This window comes from Streptomyces sp. NPDC093252, assembly GCF_040683675.1.
In the GTDB taxonomy this organism is placed as follows: Bacteria; Actinomycetota; Actinomycetes; order Streptomycetales; family Streptomycetaceae; genus Streptomyces.
This window is the reverse complement of sequence record NZ_JBFBEM010000008.1, coordinates 101,896-120,550: the sequence shown is the minus strand read 5'-3', so window position 1 is coordinate 120,550 and position 18,655 is coordinate 101,896. Positions and strand designations below refer to the sequence as shown.

General features: G+C 72.3%; 14 protein-coding genes. 9 read left to right on the top strand and 5 right to left on the bottom strand.

All coding sequences use genetic code 11. From position 1 onward, the window contains the following. Positions 1–234: 234 nt before the first annotated feature. On the bottom strand, positions 235–3,747 hold the full coding sequence (metH, locus tag AB0O01_RS18300; RefSeq protein ID WP_365314564.1) for a methionine synthase: 3,513 nt from the start codon (positions 3,745–3,747) through the stop codon (positions 235–237). A gap of 409 nt (positions 3,748–4,156) precedes the next feature. On the opposite strand from metH, the gene AB0O01_RS18295 reads away from it, so the two are divergent. The 8 genes from AB0O01_RS18295 to AB0O01_RS18260 all read left to right on the top strand — a co-directional run bounded on the left by AB0O01_RS18295 (position 4,157) and on the right by AB0O01_RS18260 (position 13,661). Continuing rightward, positions 4,157–4,921 carry an IclR family transcriptional regulator gene (locus AB0O01_RS18295; protein WP_365314562.1) on the top strand — a complete coding sequence of 255 codons (765 nt, stop codon included), beginning with the start codon at positions 4,157–4,159 and terminating at the stop codon, positions 4,919–4,921. Positions 4,922–5,753: 832 nt separating this feature from the next. Further along, positions 5,754–6,545 (top strand): MIP/aquaporin family protein, encoded by a 792-nt coding sequence (locus AB0O01_RS18290; RefSeq protein ID WP_365314560.1) that lies wholly within the window; start codon positions 5,754–5,756, stop codon positions 6,543–6,545. An 80-nt stretch (positions 6,546–6,625) separates the two neighbouring features. Next, positions 6,626–8,164, top strand: coding sequence for a glycerol kinase GlpK (gene glpK / locus AB0O01_RS18285; protein WP_365314559.1), 1,539 nt, complete (start codon positions 6,626–6,628; stop codon positions 8,162–8,164). A 175-nt stretch (positions 8,165–8,339) separates the two neighbouring features. Continuing rightward, positions 8,340–9,962 (top strand): glycerol-3-phosphate dehydrogenase/oxidase, encoded by a 1,623-nt coding sequence (locus tag AB0O01_RS18280; protein ID WP_365314927.1) that lies wholly within the window; start codon positions 8,340–8,342, stop codon positions 9,960–9,962. Between the two features lie 374 nt (positions 9,963–10,336). Continuing rightward, positions 10,337–10,789: a phospholipase gene (locus AB0O01_RS18275; RefSeq protein ID WP_365314558.1), complete on the top strand. Its 453-nt coding sequence runs from the start codon at positions 10,337–10,339 to the stop codon at positions 10,787–10,789. A 94-nt stretch (positions 10,790–10,883) separates the two neighbouring features. Further along, on the top strand, positions 10,884–11,642 hold the full coding sequence (locus AB0O01_RS18270; protein ID WP_365314556.1) for a purine-nucleoside phosphorylase: 759 nt from the start codon (positions 10,884–10,886) through the stop codon (positions 11,640–11,642). Positions 11,643–11,883: 241 nt separating this feature from the next. Next, on the top strand, positions 11,884–12,555 hold the full coding sequence (locus AB0O01_RS18265) for a FadR/GntR family transcriptional regulator (RefSeq protein WP_365314555.1): 672 nt from the start codon (positions 11,884–11,886) through the stop codon (positions 12,553–12,555). A 176-nt stretch (positions 12,556–12,731) separates the two neighbouring features. Beyond that, entirely contained in the window at positions 12,732–13,661 is a 930-nt protein-coding gene (locus tag AB0O01_RS18260) for a PAC2 family protein (protein ID WP_365314553.1), read from the top strand. Positions 13,662–13,778: 117 nt separating this feature from the next. Here the strand turns inward: AB0O01_RS18260 and mshC are convergent, their stop codons facing one another. The 4 genes from mshC to AB0O01_RS18240 all read right to left on the bottom strand — a co-directional run bounded on the left by mshC (position 13,779) and on the right by AB0O01_RS18240 (position 17,287). Then, positions 13,779–15,008, bottom strand: a complete 1,230-nt coding sequence (gene mshC / locus AB0O01_RS18255) for a cysteine--1-D-myo-inosityl 2-amino-2-deoxy-alpha-D-glucopyranoside ligase (protein WP_365314551.1) — start codon at positions 15,006–15,008, stop codon at positions 13,779–13,781. 110 nt (positions 15,009–15,118) lie between these two features. Then, positions 15,119–15,937 carry an SCO1664 family protein gene (locus AB0O01_RS18250; protein ID WP_365314550.1) on the bottom strand — a complete coding sequence of 273 codons (819 nt, stop codon included), beginning with the start codon at positions 15,935–15,937 and terminating at the stop codon, positions 15,119–15,121. Beyond that, entirely contained in the window at positions 15,901–16,491 is a 591-nt protein-coding gene (locus AB0O01_RS18245) for a DUF3090 domain-containing protein (RefSeq protein ID WP_365314548.1), read from the bottom strand. The genes AB0O01_RS18250 and AB0O01_RS18245 overlap by 37 nt, the downstream gene beginning before the upstream one ends. 109 nt (positions 16,492–16,600) lie before the next feature. Further along, positions 16,601–17,287 carry a histidine phosphatase family protein gene (locus AB0O01_RS18240; protein ID WP_365314547.1) on the bottom strand — a complete coding sequence of 229 codons (687 nt, stop codon included), beginning with the start codon at positions 17,285–17,287 and terminating at the stop codon, positions 16,601–16,603. Positions 17,288–17,348: 61 nt separating this feature from the next. Here AB0O01_RS18240 and corA point away from each other — a divergent pair, with 61 nt between their 5' ends. Beyond that, positions 17,349–18,344: a magnesium/cobalt transporter CorA gene (gene corA, locus AB0O01_RS18235; RefSeq protein WP_365314545.1), complete on the top strand. Its 996-nt coding sequence runs from the start codon at positions 17,349–17,351 to the stop codon at positions 18,342–18,344. Positions 18,345–18,655: the final 311 nt, after the last annotated feature.

Below are 18,655 nucleotides of genomic sequence, written 5' to 3'. Positions count from 1 at the left end.
CGGGCGCCCCACGCGGGCGTCACCGGGCGCCCCGGGCGGGACCTCACCCGGGGTCCCGAGCGGGCCTCACCGGGTGGCCCCGGCGCGGCCTCACCCGGCACCCCACACGGGCGTCACCGGACGTCCCCACCGTGACCTCACCGGGCGTCCCGAGCGGGCCCCACCGAGCGTCCCCGCCGGGACCTACCCGGCGTCCCGAGCGGGCCCCACCCGGCGGCCCCGGAGGGGGGCGCCTCACCGGGCGTTGAAGTACTTCGCCTCGGGGTGGTGGATGACGATGGCGTCGGTGGACTGCTCGGGGTGGAGCTGGAACTCCTCGGAGAGCCGGACGCCGATCCGCTCGGGCTCCAGCAGCTCGGCGATCTTCGCCCGGTCCTCCAGGTCGGGACAGGCCCCGTAGCCCAGCGAGAAGCGGGCGCCCCGGTACTTGAGGGCGAACATGTCCTCGATGGCGGCCGGGTCCTCCCCGGCGAAGCCGAGTTCGGAGCGGACCCGCGCGTGCCAGTACTCGGCGAGCGCCTCGGCCAACTGGACGGAGAGGCCGTGCAGTTCGAGGTAGTCGCGGTAGGCGTCGGCCGCGAAGAGCCGGGCGGTCTCCTCGCCGATCCGGGAGCCGACGGTGACGACCTGGAAGCCGACCACGTCGATCTCCCCGGACTCCTCCGGGCGGAAGAAGTCGGCGAGGCAGAGGCGGCGGCCCCGGCGCTGGCGGGGGAAGGTGAACCGGGTGCGTTCGTTGCCGTCGTCGTCCAGAACGATCAGGTCGTCGTCCTTGGAGACACAGGGGAAGTAGCCGTAGACGACGGCGGCTTCGAGGAGGTTCTCGGTCTGGAGCCGGTCCAGGAGCCCGCGCAGCCGGGGGCGGCCCTCGGTCTCCACCAGCTCCTCGTAGGTCGGTCCCTCGCCGGTGCGGGCCTGCTTGAGGCCCCACTGGCCCTTGAAGAGGGCGCCCTCGTCCAGCCAGGAGGCGTACTCCTTGAGCTGGATGCCCTTGATGACCCGGGTGCCGCGGAACGGCGTGGCCGGGATCGGGTTGTCGGTGGCGACGTCGGAGCGGACGTGCCCCTCCTCGGGCCGCTCCTCGGTGACGGCGGTCGCGGCGGGCCGCACCCGGCGCTGCTTCAGCTCCGGCAGGACGGCGCCGGGGACGCCGCGCTTGACGCCGATCAGGGCGTCCATCAGGCGCAGGCCCTCGAAGGCGTCCCGGGCGTAGCGGACCTCGCCCTGGTAGATCTCGTGGAGGTCCTGTTCGACATAGGCGCGGGTGAGGGCGGCGCCGCCGAGGATGACCGGGTAGTCGGCGGCCATGCCACGGGCGTTCAGCTCCTCCAGGTTCTCCTTCATGATCACCGTGGATTTCACCAGCAGCCCGGACATGCCGATGACATCGGCCCGGTGCTCGGCGGCGGCGTCCAGGATCGCGGCGACGGGCTGCTTGATGCCCAGGTTGACCACGTTGTAGCCGTTGTTGGAGAGGATGATGTCCACGAGGTTCTTGCCGATGTCGTGGACATCGCCGCGGACGGTGGCGAGCACGATGGTGCCCTTGCCCGCCTCGTCGGTCTTCTCCATGTGCGGCTCCAGATGGGCCACCGCGGTCTTCATCACCTCGGCGGACTGGAGCACGAACGGCAACTGCATCTGGCCGGAGCCGAACAGCTCGCCGACCACCTTCATGCCGTCGAGCAGGATCTTGTTGACGATGTCGAGGGCGGAGGTGGTGGTGAGGGCCTCGTCGAGGTCGGCCTCCAGGCCGTTGCGCTCGCCGTCGATGATGCGGCGCTTGAGGCGCTCGTCCAGGGGCAGCGCGGCGAGTTCCTCGGCCTTGCCCGCCCGCAGGGACTTGGCGGTGGCGCCCTCGAAGAGGGCCATCAGCTTCTGGAGCGGGTCGTAGCCCTCGCGGCGGCGGTCGTAGACGAGGTCGAGGGCGGTGGTGACCTCCTCCTCGCTGAAGCGGGCGATGGGCAGGATCTTGGAGGCGTGCACGATCGCCGAGTCCAGGCCCGCCTTGACGCATTCGTCGAGGAAGACGGAGTTCAGCAGGATGCGAGCGGCCGGGTTGAGGCCGAAGGAGATGTTGGACAGGCCGAGGGTGGTCTGGACGTCCGGGTGGCGGCGCTTGAGTTCGCGGATCGCCTCGATGGTGGCGATGCCGTCGCCCCGGGACTCCTCCTGGCCGGTGCAGATGGTGAAGGTCAGGGTGTCGATGAGGATGTCCGGCTCCAGGATGCCCCAGTTGCCGGTGAGGTCGTCGATGAGCCGTTCGGCGATCTCGACCTTCTTCTCCGGGGTGCGGGCCTGGCCCTCCTCGTCGATGGTCAGCGCGATCAGCGCGGCGCCGTGCTCCTGGGCGAGGGCGGTGACCTGGGCGAAGCGGGACTCGGGGCCGTCGCCGTCCTCGTAGTTGACGGAGTTGATGACCGCGCGTCCGCCGAGCTTCTGGAGTCCGGCCCGGATGACGTCGACCTCGGTGGAGTCGAGGACGATCGGCAGGGTGGAGGCGGTGGCGAAGCGCCCGGCGAGTTCCTCCATGTCGGCGACGCCGTCCCGGCCGACGTAGTCGACGCAGAGGTCGAGGAGGTGGGCGCCCTCGCGGATCTGCTCGCGGGCCATCTCCACGCAGTCGTCCCAGCGGGCCTCCAGCATGGCCTCGCGGAACTTCTTGGAGCCGTTGGCGTTGGTGCGCTCGCCGATCGCCAGATAGGAGGTGTCCTGCCGGAACGGCACCGACTGGTAGAGGGAGGCGGCGCCCGGCTCGGGACGGGGGCTGCGCTCGCCGGGGGTCAGCTCGCGGACCCGCTCCACGACCTGGCGCAGATGCTCGGGCGTGGTCCCGCAGCAGCCGCCGATCAGGGACAGCCCGTAGTCCCGTACGAAGGTCTCCTGGGCGTCGGCCAGCTCGGGGGCGGTGAGCGGGTAGTGGGCGCCGTCGGAGGTGAGGACGGGCAGACCGGCGTTCGGCATACAGGACAGCGGGATGCGGGAGTGGCGGGCGAGGAAGCGCAGATGCTCGCTCATCTCGGCGGGGCCGGTGGCGCAGTTCAGGCCGATCATGTCGATGCCGAGCGGTTCCAGCGCGGTGAGCGCGGCGCCGATCTCGGAGCCGAGGAGCATGGTGCCGGTGGTCTCGACGGTGACGGAGACGATCAGCGGGACGTCGTACCCGGCGACGGCCATCGCGCGGCGGGCGGCGATGACGGACGCCTTGGTCTGGAGGAGGTCCTGGGTGGTCTCCACGATCAGGGCGTCGGCGCCGCCCGCGAGGAGGCCCTCCGCGTTCTGCTGGTAGGCGTCGCGGATCGCGGTGAAGGTGGTGTGGCCCAGGGTCGGCAGCTTGGTGCCGGGGCCCATGGAGCCGAGCACCCAGCGCGGGCGGCCGGTGTCGGCGGCGAAGTCGTCGGCGGTCTCGCGGGCGATCCGGGCGCCCGCCTCGGACAGCTCGAAGACCCGCTCGGGGATGTCGTACTCGCCGAGCGCGGAGAGGTTGGCGCCGAAGGTGTTGGTCTCGACGCAGTCGACACCGGCGGCGAAGTACTCGGTGTGCACCGAGCGGACGATGTCCGGGCGGGTGACGTTGAGGATCTCGTTGCAGCCTTCGAGCTGCTGGAAGTCGTCCAGGGTGGGGTCCTGCGCCTGGAGCATGGTGCCCATGGCACCGTCGGCGACCACCACGCGGGTGGCGAGCGCCTCGCGGAGCGCGGACACACGGGTCCGGGGGTCGGCGGAAGAGGTCGGCACAGAGGCCATGGAGTGGGCTCCCTCGGCTGCGACGGCTGTCGGCTTTGCGTCCCGGTCAGTTCCGGTAATCCCGATCGGTCCCGTTCGATCCCGGTCGGTCTCGATCGGTCCCGGTCAGCATGCGCTCGGCGGGCGCCGGGCGCCATCCCCGGTCGTGGGACGCACGCCGCCCAGGGTAGCGGGGCGGCAGGGATTATCGTCAGCACGTCCACGGGACGGACCGGCGAACCGTGCCCGGCCTGCGTACTGATATGCACCGAAGTACCGACACGCGCCCGCCGACCGATGGCGGGGGGTCGGCATGCACCGGTACTGTTCGACAATGCCGAACGGCGGCTGGGCGGGGGCCGGACAGAGGCCGAGCAGCGCCGGCCGGTGGGCCGAGAGGTCGGGGGAAACGGACGGAGGCAGGACGGCCATGGCACGGAACATCCAGTCGCTCGAACGGGCCGCGGCGATGCTGCGGCTGCTCGCGGGCGGCGAGCGGCGGCTCGGCCTCTCGGACATCGCCTCCTCGCTCGGCCTGGCCAAGGGCACCGCGCACGGCATCCTGCGCACCCTCCAGCACGAGGGGTTCGTGGAGCAGGACGAGGCGTCGGGGCGCTATCAGCTCGGCGCCGAACTGCTGCGGCTCGGCACCACGTACCTGGATGTGCACGAGCTGCGCGCGCGGGCGCTGGTCTGGACGGACGACCTGGCCCGGTCCAGCGGCGAGAGCGTCCACCTGGGGGTGCTGCACCAGCACGGGGTGCTGATCGTGCACCACGTCTTCCGGCCCGACGACAGCCGGCAGGTGCTGGAGATCGGCGCCATGCAGCCGCTGCACTCCACGGCCCTGGGCAAGGTCCTGTCGGCGTACGACCCGGTGGCGCACAGCGAGGCCCTGGAGAGCGAGCGCAAGCCGTTCACGGACCGCACGGTGTGCGACGCGGCGGGCTTCGAGGAGCTGCTGGACCTCACCCGCGCGCGGGGCTACGCGGCGGACGTCGAGGAGACCTGGGAGGGCGTGGCGTCGATCGCCGCGCCGATCCACGACCGGCGGCGGATGCCGGTCGGCGCGGTGGGCATCACGGGCGCGGTGGAACGGCTGGCGCGGGGCGGGGAACTGCGCCCCGAGCTGATCGCGGCGGTACGGGACTGCGCACGGGCGGTGTCCCGGGATCTGGGGGCGGGGCGCTTCTAGGGGGCGTTTAGGCGGGGCGCAGCTAAGGGGGCGCTTCTAGGGCGGCGCTTCTAGGCGGGGCGCTATTAGGGGGCGCTTCCAGGCGGGGCTCTGTTAGGGGGCGCATCTAGGCGGGGCGCTTCCGGGGGGCGCCCGCGGGGTGGCCCGTACCGGCGCCGTGGACCCCGGCCCGGGTGAGGCGGGGCGCTTCCAGGGGTGCCCGCGGGGGCGGCCGGGCGGTGGCCGGGCGCCGCCCGGACGTTGTCCATCCGGGCCGTGCGCGCAGGGCGTCCAGCCTCGCCCGGAAGGCATCCGGGCCGCGCCCAGAGAGCATGCGGGCCGTGCCCGGAAAGCATCCAGGCCACGCCCGAAGAGCATGCGGACCGCGCGCGGAGAGCCTGCGGGCCACGCCCGGAGTGCATGCGGGCCACGCCCAGAGAGCGTGCGGGCCGTACCCGGACGGCGTCCAGACCCTGCCCCAGGACCTCCGGGCCCTGCCCCACCCCCCCCCGGAGGGGCCCCGTACCCGCCCGGCCCCGAAGTCGACAGGTCGACTCCCCCGCTTCGCCCTACCCTGAAATCAACAAATCCCCCGAAAAGGGGGCAGATCAATCAGATCACCTCCCCATCTCATCGCAGATTGACAAGCGGAGCCGATCAGTAACGATCACGCTTCCGATCACAGAACCCTTGACTGACGCGTGACCCAGAGCAAGACTCGCGTCCATCGGTCGGCATTGTCGAACACCTACCGGCTATACGCGTTAGAGTGTGGTGACCTCGCGGGCCGTCGGACCCCGGAAAGGGATGAAGGGGTTCTGCTTCCCCTGGACGAAGGACAAAGGAGTCGCGGGTGTCCAGCTCCGACATCTTCATCGGCGAGACCATCGGTACCGCCCTGCTCATCCTGCTCGGTGCCGGCGTGGTCGCGGCCGTCACCCTCAAGGCGTCCAAGGCGCGCGGCGCCGGCTGGGTCGCCATCACCTTCGGGTGGGGCTTCGCGGTGATGGTCGCCGTCTATGTGTCCGCGCCGCTCTCGGGCGCCCACCTCAACCCGGCGGTGACCCTGGCGCTCACCATTGAGGACGGCAAGTGGAGCGACCTGCCCATCTACTGGGGCGGTCAACTGCTCGGCGCCATGATCGGCGCGGCCCTCACCTGGGTGGCGTACTACGGCCAGTTCCAGGCCCATCTCACCGACCGCGAGATCGTCGGCGAGCCGGTGCCGAAGGCCGACAAGGCCCTGGAGGCCCGGGAGCGGGGCGCGGGCCCGGTGCTCGGCATCTTCTCCACCGGCCCCGAGGTCCGCAATGTGTGGATGAACCTGGCCACCGAGATCATCGGTACGTTCGTGCTGCTCATCGCCATCCTCACCCAGGGTCTCAACGACAACGGCAACGGCCTCAGCGTCCTCGGCGGTCTGGTCACCGCGTTCGTCGTGGTCTCCATCGGTCTGTCGCTGGGCGGCCCGACCGGATACGCCATCAACCCGGCCCGTGACCTGGGCCCGCGCATCGTGCACGCCCTGCTGCCGCTGCCCAACAAGGGCGGCTCCGACTGGAGCTACGCCTGGATCCCGATCGTCGGCCCGCTGATCGGCGGCGCCGCGGCGGCCGGTCTCTTCAATGTCGCCTTCCCGCACTGAGCCGACCGGGTAGGACCCGACAAGGACCGGGCAACGACCGGACGCAGCCCCCGCACCCACGGAAACCCCAGGAGCACACCGTGACCGACGCCCACACCGCCGGACCCTTCATCGCCGCGATCGACCAGGGCACCACCTCCTCGCGCTGCATCGTCTTCGACCGGGACGGCCGGATCGTCTCCGTCGACCAGAAGGAGCACGAGCAGATCTTCCCCAAGCCCGGCTGGGTCGAGCACGACGCGAACGAGATCTGGACCAACGTCCAGGAGGTCGTCGCCGGGGCGATCGAGAAGGCCGGCATCACCCGCGACGACATCCTCGCCATCGGCATCACCAACCAGCGCGAGACCACCGTGCTGTGGGACCGGAACACCGGTGAGCCGGTCCATCACGCCATCGTCTGGCAGGACACCCGTACCGACGCGCTCTGCAAGGAACTCGGCCGCAATGTCGGCCAGGACCGGTTCCGGCGCCAGACCGGCCTGCCGCTGGCGTCCTACTTCGCCGGTCCCAAGGCCCGCTGGCTGCTGGACAACGTGCCCGGCCTCAAGGAGCGCGCCGAGGCCGGCGACATCCTGTTCGGCACCATGGACACCTGGGTCATCTGGAACCTCACCGGCGGGGTGAACGGCGGCAAGCACGTCACCGACGTCACCAACGCCTCCCGCACCCTCCTCATGAACCTGCACACCATGGCCTGGGATCCGAAGATCGCCGAGTCCATCGGTGTCCCGCTGTCGATGCTGCCGGAGATCCACTCCTCCTCCGAGGTGTACGGCGAGATCACCGGCGGGCGCCTGGGCGAGCTGCTCGGCGGCATCCCGGTGGCGTCCGCGCTCGGCGACCAGCAGGCGGCGCTGTTCGGCCAGACCTGTTTCGCCGAGGGCGAGACCAAGTCGACGTACGGCACCGGCACCTTCATGGTGATGAACACCGGCGAGAAGATCATCAACTCGTACAGCGGGCTGCTGACCACCGTCGGCTACAAGATCGGCGACCAGGCCACGGTCTACGCCCTGGAGGGCTCGATCGCGGTCACCGGGTCGCTGGTGCAGTGGATGCGGGACCAGATGGGCCTGATCTCCACGGCCGCCGAGATCGAGACCCTGGCGCTCAGCGTCGAGGACAACGGCGGCGCGTACTTCGTCCCCGCCTTCTCCGGTCTGTTCGCCCCGTACTGGCGCTCCGACGCGCGCGGGGTGATCGCCGGGCTGACCCGGTACGTCACCAAGGCGCATCTGGCCCGTGCCGTCCTGGAGGCCACCGCCTGGCAGACCCGCGAGATCGCGGACGCCATGACGAAGGACTCCGGGGTGGAGCTGACCACCCTGAAGGTCGACGGCGGGATGACCTCCAACAATCTGCTGATGCAGACCCTCTCGGACGTCCTGGACGCCCCCGTGGTGCGCCCCATGGTCGCCGAGACCACCTGCCTCGGCGCCGCCTACGCGGCCGGTCTCGCCATCGGCTTCTGGAACAGCACCGACGATCTGCGCGCCAACTGGCGCCGGGCCGCCGAGTGGACCCCCCGGATGGACGCGGAGACCCGCGAACGCGAGTACAAGAGCTGGCTCAAGGCCGTCGAACGCACGATGGGCTGGCTCGAAGACGAGAACTGACGAGAGCAGACGAGAACTGACGAGCGCTGACGAGCACCGACGAAAGCTGACAAGCGCTGATGAGCGCTGACGCGAGCGTCGGGAGGCGCTCGGAGAACCGACGAGATCCGGGGCGGGCCGGTGATCCCGGCCCGCCCCGGTGCGTGGTGAGGAGTTGGAACCCCGCATGACCAGCATGACCAGTCCGTCCACCCGTCCGTCCGTGCCCACTCTGGGCACCCACCCGGCCTCCGGGACCGCCCCGGGCCGCGCCGAGACCCGCGAGCGGCTGGCGGGGGCGTCGTACGACCTGCTCGTGGTCGGTGGCGGGATCCTGGGGATCTCGACCGCCTGGCACGCCGCGCAGTCCGGGCTGCGGGTGGCGCTGGTCGACTCCGGGGACTTCGCCGGGGCCACCTCCTCCGCCTCCTCCAAGCTGCTGCACGGCGGGCTGCGCTACCTCCAGACCGGCGCGGTGAAGCTGGTCGCGGAGAACCATGTCGAGCGGCGCGCGGTCTCCCGCCGGGTCGCCCCGCACCTGGCGAACCCGCTCACCTTCTACCTCCCGGTGTACAAGGGCGGCCCGCACGGCGCGGCGAAGCTGGGCGCGGGGGTCTTCGCGTACTCGGCGCTGTCCGCGTTCGGGGACGGCGTGGGGCATCTGCTCTCCCCCTCCAGGGCCGCGCGGGAGGTCCCGGAGCTGCGGACCGAGAATCTGCGGGCGGTGGCCGTCTACGGCGACGACCAGATGAACGACGCCCGGATGGCGCTGATGACGGTCCGCGCGGCCGTCGAGGCGGGCGCGGTCGTCCTGAACCACGCCGAGGTGACCGGGCTGCGCTTCACCCGGGGCCGGGTGACGGGCGCCGAGCTGAGGGACCGGCTGAGCGGTGACGAGTTCGGGGTGAACGCCCGGCTGGTGCTGAACGCGACCGGGCCGTGGGTGGATCATCTGCGCCGGATGGAGGACCCGGCCGCGGCCCCGTCGATCCGGCTGTCCAAGGGAGCCCATCTGGTGCTGAAGCGGACCTCGCCGTGGAAGGCGGCGCTGGCCACGCCGATCGACAAGTACCGGATCACCTTCGCCCTGCCCTGGGAGGACATGCTGCTGCTGGGCACCACCGACGAGGAGTTCGAGGGCGACCCGGCGGATGTGGCGGTCACCGACCGGGACGTGACCCAGATCCTGGACGAGGCCGCGTTCTCGGTCCGGGACCGGCAGCTCGGCCGGGATCTGATCACCTACTCGTTCGCCGGGCTGCGGGTGCTGCCGGGCGGGCCCGGGGACACCGCGAAGGCCAAGCGGGAGACCGTGGTGACCGAGGGCCGGGGCGGGATGCTGTCGGTGGCGGGCGGCAAGTGGACGACGTTCCGGCACATCGGCCGGACCGTGATGCGCAAGCTGGAGTCGCTGCCGGGCCATCCGCTCGGCGAGGACTTCGAGCCGATCGCGAAGCTGCCCCGGCAACTGCCGCTGCCCGGCATCGCGAACCCGCGCGCGGTGGCCCACCGGCTGCTGGTGGACGGCCCGGCGCCGGGCCCCCGGATGGCCGCCGACACCGCGCGGCATCTGGCGACCCACTACGGTTCGCTCGCCTTCGACATCGCCCGCCTCGCCAACGAGGACCCGGAACTCGCCCGGCGCGTCCACCCGGACGCCCCCGAGATCTGGGCGCAGGTGGTGTGGGCGCGCGACCACGAGTGGGCCGAGACCGAGGACGACGTCCTGCGCCGCCGCACCACGCTGACCGTCCGCGGCCTGGCGACGGACGAGATCCGCGCCCAGGTGCGGACCCTGCTCGACGCGAAGCCCCGGTAGCCCCACTCGTCCAGTAGCCCCAAGCAGGCCCAGCCCGCTTAACGAACTTAAGTCGTTCATGCACGCGGGTACTTGACAGAAGCAGACCCGGCGAAAGCCGAACGTACAGCCCCCAAGGGGCGGTTCCCCCACCGGAGCCGCCCCTTTCGGCTGCCCGCGATCCGCCCGCGCACCCCCCACGATCCGCCCGCGATCCGCCCGCGCACCCCGTCGCCCAGCCGATCACCCCTCCGTTCACCCCGTGATCGCCGGGCGCGCGGGAGAGTTCACGGCGTATTGGAGCGCGGGCGGTGTAAGGAGGGTGACGGTGCGCCAATCATCTTGTCATGAACCTGCTGTCCGACGGTCGGGCCGCAGCCTCGTGGAGGTGTGGGATGCACCGCAGACTCGCCACCGGTCTCGCCGCGTCGGCCCTGGCCGTGATCACCGTCGCCGTGACCGCGACCAGCGCCACCGCCGCCCCTGCCGACAAGCCCCAGGTCCTGTCCAACTGGACCCAGACCAGCGCGTCCAGCTACAACTCCTGGGCCGCCGCCCGAGCCAACCAGAGCGCCTGGTCCGCCTACCAGTTCGACTGGTCCACGGACTACTGCTCCTCCTCCCCCGACAACCCCTTCGGCTTCCCGTTCGCCAACTCCTGTGCCCGCCACGACTTCGGCTACCGCAACTACAAGGCGGCCGGCTCCTTCAACGCCAACAAGGCCCGCCTGGACAGCGCCTTCTACGAGGACCTCAAGCGGATCTGCAACGGCTACAGCGGCGCCTCCAAGGCCGCCTGCAACAGCACCGCCTGGACCTACTACCAGGCCGTGCGCGCCTTCGGCTGACCCCCGCGCCGACCCGGGGTGCGGGCCGGTGACCGGGCGGTTCGTATGATCGCGGGGCCGCCCGATCCACCGCCCGCCCCCTGGGAGCCGCCGTATGCCGCAGGACCTCCAGCCGCTCACCCGCATACCCCGCACCGGGCTGCCGGCCCATGCCGTCGTCGTCGGCGACCCGGCGCGCGCCGCGGCCGTCGCCGCGCTCCTCGACGGCGCCGAGGAGGTGTCGTACCACCGCGAGTACCGGGTCTTCGCCGGGAGCTGGAAAGGGCTGCCGGTGGCCGTCGCCTCGCACGGCATCGGCGGGCCCGGCGCCATCCTGCTCTTCCAGGAGATGGCCGACGCGGGGGTGGGCACCTTCCTCCGGTTCGGCACCGCGGGCGCGATGCGGCCGGGGATCGCGGACGGCGACCTGGTGATCGCCGAGGCCGCCGTGCGCGACGACGGGGTGACCGGGCAGTTGCTCCCGGCGGAGTACCCGGCCGTGGCCACCCCCGAGGCGGTACTCGCGCTGGAGCGGGCCGCGCGGGCGGCGGCGGCGCCGCACCACCGGGGGATCGTCTGGACCCGGGCCGCGTTCCAGCCGGGCCTGATCCCGCTGACCGGCTACGAGGGCGCGGGCCTGGCCGCCATCGAGATGGAGCTGTCGGCCCTCCTGGTCACCGCCTCCCTGCGCGGCCTGGTGGCCGGTGGTGTCCTGGTGGTCGACGGGATCAACGCCGATGAACTCGCCGACGAGCGGGCCACCGGGGCGTACGACCCGCACCGCGAGGTCGTCGCGGCGGGCGTGGCGCGCGGGGCACTGGTGTCCCTGGAGGCGCTGCGGCTGCTGGCGGAGGGATCCGGGGCCGCGGCCTGACCCCCGTCCCCTCGGGCCCCGTCCGGCGCTGCGGCTACCGGCAGCCTGACCCCCGTCCCCCCGATCCCGTCCGGCGCGGAGACGGCCGGGCGGGCACGAGCGGCTGGACCACCCCCGTACACCCCCCGTGGGCCCATCCGTACGCCCGTCCGACCTGTGCGTTCGGCCTGCCCGGCGCTCTCCGTGCCGCGCATAATGGGCGGTGAGACATCCGATGTCTGGGCGAGCGGGAGGCGGGGCGATGGCGGTCACCGACGAGGCGATCGAGAAGATCAAGGGCATGATCGTCTCCGGCGCGCTGCGCCCCGGCGACCGGCTGCCCAGGGAGAGCGAACTCGCCGCCGGGCTGGGCCTGTCCCGCAACTCGCTGCGCGAGGCCGTCCGCGCCCTGTCCCTGATCCGCATCCTGGATGTCCGGCAGGGCGACGGGACCTATGTCACCAGTCTCGATCCGCAGTTGCTGCTGGAGGCGCTGAGCTTCGTCGTCGACTTCCACCGGGACGACACCGTGCTGGAGTTCCTCGCCGTGCGCCGGATCCTGGAGCCGGCGGCGACCGCGCTGGCCGCCCCCCGGATCGGGGCCGGGCAGCTCGACGCGCTGGCCGCGCAGCTCGACGCCCTCGGCGAGAGCCCGTCGGTGGAGGAACTGGTCGCCGCCGACCTGGAGTTCCACCGGGAGATCGTGCGGGCGTCCGGCAACGCGGTGTTGTGCTCCCTGCTGGACGGGCTGTCCGGGCCGACCACCCGGGCCCGGATCTGGCGCGGTCTGACCCAGGAGGACGCGGTCGGCCGCACCCTGCGCGAGCACCGGGCGATCCTGGCCGCGCTGCGCGACCGGGACGCGGAGGCGGCCCGCTCCTGGGCCACCGTGCACATCGCCAGCGTCGAGCAGTGGCTGCGGGCCAGCCTCTGAGACCCCGGCGGAGGGGCCGGTGGCCGGATGATTCGCAGAGCTGTTCTGCGGGGTGTTCCGGGGTGGCGGGCGGGGCAGTGATCCGTTCACTGCCCCCTGCCAGGGGGCTGCGGGCGCCCCCGCCGCACGCCGTAAGGTTGGGTGGTCAGCGAGGGCATGTCGGAAGGAGGCGCTGGGTGATCGAGCTGGAGGGGGTTCCCGAGCTGATCGACCCAGTGATGGTGGCCGCGTTCGAGGGCTGGAACGATGCCGGCGACGCCGCTTCCACCGCGGTCGCGCATCTGGAGCGGGAGTGGAAGGGCGAGGTGTTCGCGGCGCTGGACGCCGAGGACTACTACGACTTCCAGGTGAACCGCCCCACGGTGTGGATGGATGCCGGGGTGCGCAAGATCACATGGCCGACGACCCGGCTGTCCGTGGTGCGGGTCGGCGGCGACAAGCCGCGCGATCTGGTGCTGGTCCGGGGCATCGAGCCGTCGATGCGCTGGCGCTCGTTCTGCAACGAGCTGCTCGGTTTCGCGCATGAACTGGGGGTCGAGCTGGTCGTCATCCTGGGCGCGCTGCTCGGCGACACCCCGCACACCCGCCCGGTGCCGATCAGCGGCACCACGTCCGACGCGGACCTGGCCCGGCGGATGGACCTGGAGGAGACCAAGTACGAGGGCCCGACCGGGATCGTGGGCGTGCTCCAGGAGGCGTGCACCCACGCCGGGGTACCGGCGGTGTCCCTCTGGGCGGCCGTACCGCACTACGTCTCGCAGCCGCCGAACCCGAAGGCGACGCTGGCACTGCTGAACCGGCTGGAGGATCTGATCGACGTCCGGATCCCGCTCGGTGAGCTGGCCGAGGACGCGCGGGCCTGGCAGGTCGGGGTCGATCAGCTCGCGGCCGAGGACAGCGAGGTCGCCGAGTATGTGCAGACGCTGGAGGAGGCGCGGGACACCGCGGAGCTGCCGGAGGCGTCGGGCGAGGCCATCGCACGGGAGTTCGAACGCTATCTGAGGCGCCGGGACGGCGGCACGGGCCCGTCCCTCCCCGGCGAGCGGACCCGTCCGCCCAAGCCCCCGAAGGCGACGACGGACGACGACGAGTCGTCGGAGGACTGAGCCCGATCCGTCCGGCACGACGAAAGGCCGACGGACGGACAGCGGACGTAAGACGGAAGAACGGCGGAAGGCGGGCCCCGGTCGGGGACCCGCCTTCCGCCGTACTACGTCGATCCGCTACAGCGCCACGCCCAGCAGCGCGTCCACCGCTCGCGAGACGACCCCGGGGGCGCCGGCGTCCGTGCCGCCCCGGTCCTGCTGGAGCAGCGCCCAGCGGTCGACGGCGGCGAGGGCGGCCGGGGCGTCGAGGTCCGCCGCGAGGGCCTCGCGGATCTCCTCGACCAGGGCGTCGGCGGACGGGCCGTCGGGCCGGGAGACGGCCGCGCGCCAGCGCTCCAGCCGGGCCACGGCGTCGGCGAGGACCTGGTCGGTCCACTCCCAGTCGGCGCGGTAGTGGTGGGCGAGCAGGGCGAGGCGGATGGCGGCCGGGTCGACGCCGTCGCGGCGGAGCCCGGAGACGAAGACCAGGTTGCCCTTGGACTTGGACATCTTCTCGCCGTTCAGCCCGACCATCCCGGCGTGGACGTACGCCTTGGCCATGGGGAACTCGCCGGTGAGGACCTGGGCGTGGGAGGCGCCCATCTCGTGGTGCGGGAAGGCGAGGTCGGAGCCGCCGCCCTGGACGTCGAAGCCCATCCCGAGATGGTCGAGGGCGATGGCGACGCACTCGATGTGCCAGCCGGGCCGGCCGGGGCCGAGAGAGCCGCCGTCCCAGCTCGGCTCGCCGTCCCGGGCCGTGAGCCAGAGCATCGGGTCCAGGGGGTTCTTCTTGCCGGGCCGGTCGGGGTCGCCGCCGCGCTCGGCGGAGAGCAGCCGCATGGCGGTGGCGTCGAGGTGGGAGACCTGGCCGAAGTTCGGGTCGGATCCGACGGAGAAGTAGATGTCGCCGTCGAGTTCATAGGCGGCACCGAGGTCGCGCAGCCGTTCGACCAGCGGGACGATGCCCGGTATGGCCTCGACGGCGCCTATGTAGTGGCGGGGCGGGAGCATCCGCAGGGCGGTCATGTCCTCGCGGAAGAGGGTGGTCTCCTGCTCGGCGAGGGCGGTCCAGTCGACGCCGTCGCGCTGGGCCCGCTCCAGCAGCGGGTCGTCGACATCGGTGACGTTCTGGACGTAGTGGACCTGGCGCTTGGTGTCGAGCCACACGCGCTGCACGAGGTCGAACGCGTTGTAGGTCGCCGCGTGCCCCATGTGGGTCGCGTCGTACGGCGTGATACCGCAGACGTAGATACGGGCGACGGGACCGGGGTCGAGGGTGACGAGGCCGCCGGTCGCGGTGTCGTGGATCCTCAGGTCGCGGCCCTGACCAGGCAGGGCGGGGACCTCGGAAGCGGGCCAGGCATGCATGCTGTGAGCCTAACCGGACGACTGTTCCGCATACGAACCGGACGGGCCGGATGGCCGGTAAGGCGTTCTTGCGGATTGGGCCCCGATATGCCCGGGGCCCGTCGCGGGGCTCAGACCGGCGGCCAGGGGATGGACGGCCACTCCCCGCCGGGGGCGGGGTGGACGCCCGTGCCGAGCAGGGCGGTGACGCGGTCGCGGGTGGCGTCGAGTTCGGCGGGGGTGATCAGGGCGGTGAGGCGGGCGGCGAGGGGCGCGCCGGGCACCAGGTCCCCGGCGAGGCGGCGCAGGGCGTCGGTGGCCTCGGTGGGCAGCGGTTCGCCCGCCCAGCCCCAGAGCAGGGTGCGGAGCTTGTTCTCGGTGTGGAAGGTGACGCCGTGGTCGATGCCGTGGAGGCGGCCGTCGGCGGTGGGCAGGAGATGGCCGCCCTTGCGGTCGGCGTTGTTGATGACGGCGTCCAGGACGGCGAGGCGGCGCAGCCGGGGGTCGTCGGCGTGCACCAGCAGGGCGGTCCGCTCGTCGCCGACCTCGGCGCGGCCGATCGCCTTCCAGCCGGGCCCGGCCTCCTCCCGGTCCACCAGGGCGAGGAGTTCGGTGTCCGGGGTGCCCTCGATCCACAACTGGACCATGCCCTCGCCGTAGGGGCCCGCGCGCAGCACGGTCGGCGGGACCAGGTCCCAGCCGGTGGCCGCGGAGACCTCGTAGGCGGCTACCTCGCGCTGGGCGAGGGTGCCGTCGGGGAAGTCCCACAGGGGGCGTTCCCCGGCGACCGGCTTGTAGACGCAGGCGGCCTCGCGGCCCTCGTGGGTGAGGGTGCAGTAGAGCGCGGCGTTGGAGGCGTCCCGGATGCGACCGCGTACGGTCAGCTCACCCTCGGTGAGCAGTTCCATGTCGGTCACGCTCCGCGGCGGTATCCGTTCTGGCGCGGACATACATGTCCCTCCGGGTCGAGCGGCAGGCTGCACAGCGGACAGGGCGGCCGGCCGGCGTTGACGACATCCAGGGCCCGCTTGGCGAAGGCGCGGGCCTGGGCGCCGGTGAGCCGGACCCGCAGCATCGGGGGCCCGTTCTCCTCGTCCTGGAGCAGGCGTTCCTCGGCCTCGGCGAGGTCCTCATCGGAGTCGGCGTCCAGCTCGACCAGGGCCTGCGCCTCGACGATCATCCGCTGTTCCTCGCCGTCCCAGGCGAGCGCCATGGTGCCGACCCGGAACTCCTCCTCGACGGGGGTGTCCAGGGGGCCGGTGTCGGAGATCTCCGAGGGCGCCACGGCCGGGACGGAGGCGCTGCCGCCGCTGCGCCGGACGACCTCGTCCAGCAGTTCGTCCATGCGTTCGGCGAGGGCCGCGACCTGGGTCTTCTCCAGGGCCACACTGGTCACGCGGGAGCCGGCGGTGGCCTGGAGGAAGAACGTACGGCGTCCGGGCAGCCCGACCGTACCGGCCACGAAGCGGTCCGGGGGGTCGTAGAGGAACACCTGACGGGACACGTCCAGCTCCAGAGCAGTCGGGGTGGGAATCGGGCGGTCGTGGGGGATCGCGGTCACTGCCGGCCGGGGTGCGGCCACTGCAACCGCTCAACCCTACTGCGGGCGACGATCACGGTGCGCCCGCACCGCCCCCGACCGGGGCGTCCCCCTCCGGCGGTGCCTCGTGGGGCGCCAGGGAGGCGAAGTCGCCGGTGTCGCCGAGCCGCACCAGATAGGGCCGCAGCGGGGTGTACCGGATGACGGTGACCGAGCAGGGTTCGACGGAGATCCGCTGGAAGAGGTCCAGATGCAGGCCGAGGGCGTCGGCGACGAGGGACTTGATGATGTCGCCGTGCGAGCACATCAGATACACGGCGTCGGCCCCGTGGTCCCGCTCCACGCGCGCGTTCCACTCCCGTACGGCCTCGGCGGCGCGGGTGGCCATGGCGCGCATGGACTCGCCGCCGGGGAAGGCGACGGCGGAGGGGTGGGTCTGGACGACCGGCATCATCGGCTCGTCGTTCAGCTCGGCCAGCTTGCGGCCGGTCCAGTCGCCGTAGTGGGCCTCGCCGATCCGGTCGTCCTCCTCGGCGGTGAGGCCGGGGCGGGCGTCCAGGAGCGGCTGGACGGTCTCCCGGCAGCGCGTCAGGGGGCTGGTGACGATCTCGGCGAGGGGCAGCGCGGCGAGCCGTCCGGGCAGGCCGGCGGCCTGCTCGCGGCCCCGTTCGTCGAGGGTGACGCCGGGCGTCCAGCCGGCGAGCAGTCCCGCGGTGTTGGCGGTGGAACGTCCGTGCCGGACCAGGATCAGCGTGGGCATGCCGCCCAGGGTAGGCGCAGCCCGGGTGCGGTGGCCGGGCGGTGGCGGGAGAATACGCAGGGTGATCGTGGACTGCGCCGTCTACCGCGCGGGGCGCCGTGAGGAGGCGCCCGAGGACTTCTCGGCGGCACTGGCCGAGGCCCGCGCGGGCGGCGGCTTCGTCTGGATCGGGCTGTACGAGCCGACGCCGGGCGAGTTCGACCTGGTCACCGAGGAGTTCGGACTGCATCCGCTGGCCGTGGAGGACGCCCTGAAGGCCCACCAGCGGCCCAAGCTGGAGGTCTTCGACGACTCCCTGTTCCTGGTCCTGAAGCCGGTGCTGTACGAGCCGGAGGGCGACACCGTCACCACCGGCGAGGTGATGATCTTCATCGGGGACGGGTTCGTGGTGACCGTCCGGCACGGCGAGGGCGCTCCGCTGGCGGCGGTCAGGCATCGGCTGGAGAGCGAGCCGAAGCTGCTGGTCAAGGGCCCCACGGCGGTGGTGTACGCCATCTCGGACGCGGTCGTCGACCACTATCTCGATGTCGCCGGGGAGCTCCAGACCGATCTGGAGGAGCTGGAGGCGGAGGTCTTCTCCCCGGAGGGCGGCGGCTCGCGCAACTCCGCGCTGCGGATCTACTCGTTCAAGCGGCAGGTGCTGGAGTTCCGGCGGGCGTCGGTGCCGCTGGCGCTGCCGCTGACCCGGCTGGCGGGGCTCGGCCCGTTCGACGTCACGGTGCCGTTCGTGAACGACAAGGCGCGGCCGTACTTCCGGGACGTCAATGACCATCTGGCGCGGGTGAACGAGGCCGTGGAGAGCCTGGACCGGCTGGTGTCGGACATCCTGTCGGCGCATCTGGCCCAGATGAGCGTCCGGCAGAACGACGACATGCGGAAGATCTCCGCCTGGGCGGCCATGGCGGCGGTCCCCACCCTGATCGCGGGCATCTACGGCATGAACTTCGACCACATGCCCGAACTCCACTGGATCTGGTCCTACCCGGCGGTCATCGCCCTGATGGCCACGCTGGTGGTGTTGCTCTACCGGGGGTTCAAGCGGAGGGGGTGGATGTAGGGGGGTGGATGTAGGGGGCCGGTGCCCCGGGGGGCTTCATTTTCTGGGGAGGGGAGGGGGCAGCCTGGCGGCTGGGGGCCGTGACGGCACGGGGGCCTGGCCGCTCGGGGGGGCAGCCCCTGGGGTCTGGGCGGGCGGCCCGGGAAGCCCGGGGGCGGCTTTGGAGGCGCGGGGTGGCAGCTTTGGAGACCCGGGGGGCGTCAGCCCTGGAGGTCCGGGGCCGGGGGCGCCGGGGGCGGGGGCGCCGGGGGCGGGGGCGCCGGGGGCGGGGGCGCCGGGGGCGGGGGCGCTGGGGGCGGGGGCGCTGGGGG

Excerpts from the sequence above, each read along its gene's own strand:
- metH (WP_365314564.1), bottom strand. The coding sequence starts at position 3,747 with ATGGCCTCTGTGCCGACCTCTTCCGCCGACCCCCGGACCCGTGTGTCC.
- AB0O01_RS18295 (WP_365314562.1), top strand. The coding sequence starts at position 4,157 with ATGGCACGGAACATCCAGTCGCTCGAACGGGCCGCGGCGATGCTGCGG.
- AB0O01_RS18280 (WP_365314927.1), top strand. The coding sequence starts at position 8,340 with ATGACCAGTCCGTCCACCCGTCCGTCCGTGCCCACTCTGGGCACCCAC.
- AB0O01_RS18275 (WP_365314558.1), top strand. The coding sequence starts at position 10,337 with ATGCACCGCAGACTCGCCACCGGTCTCGCCGCGTCGGCCCTGGCCGTG.
- AB0O01_RS18270 (WP_365314556.1), top strand. The coding sequence starts at position 10,884 with ATGCCGCAGGACCTCCAGCCGCTCACCCGCATACCCCGCACCGGGCTG.
- AB0O01_RS18265 (WP_365314555.1), top strand. The coding sequence starts at position 11,884 with ATGGCGGTCACCGACGAGGCGATCGAGAAGATCAAGGGCATGATCGTC.
- mshC (WP_365314551.1), bottom strand. The coding sequence starts at position 15,008 with ATGCATGCCTGGCCCGCTTCCGAGGTCCCCGCCCTGCCTGGTCAGGGC.
- AB0O01_RS18250 (WP_365314550.1), bottom strand. The coding sequence starts at position 15,937 with ATGTCCGCGCCAGAACGGATACCGCCGCGGAGCGTGACCGACATGGAA.
- AB0O01_RS18240 (WP_365314547.1), bottom strand. The coding sequence starts at position 17,287 with ATGCCCACGCTGATCCTGGTCCGGCACGGACGTTCCACCGCCAACACC.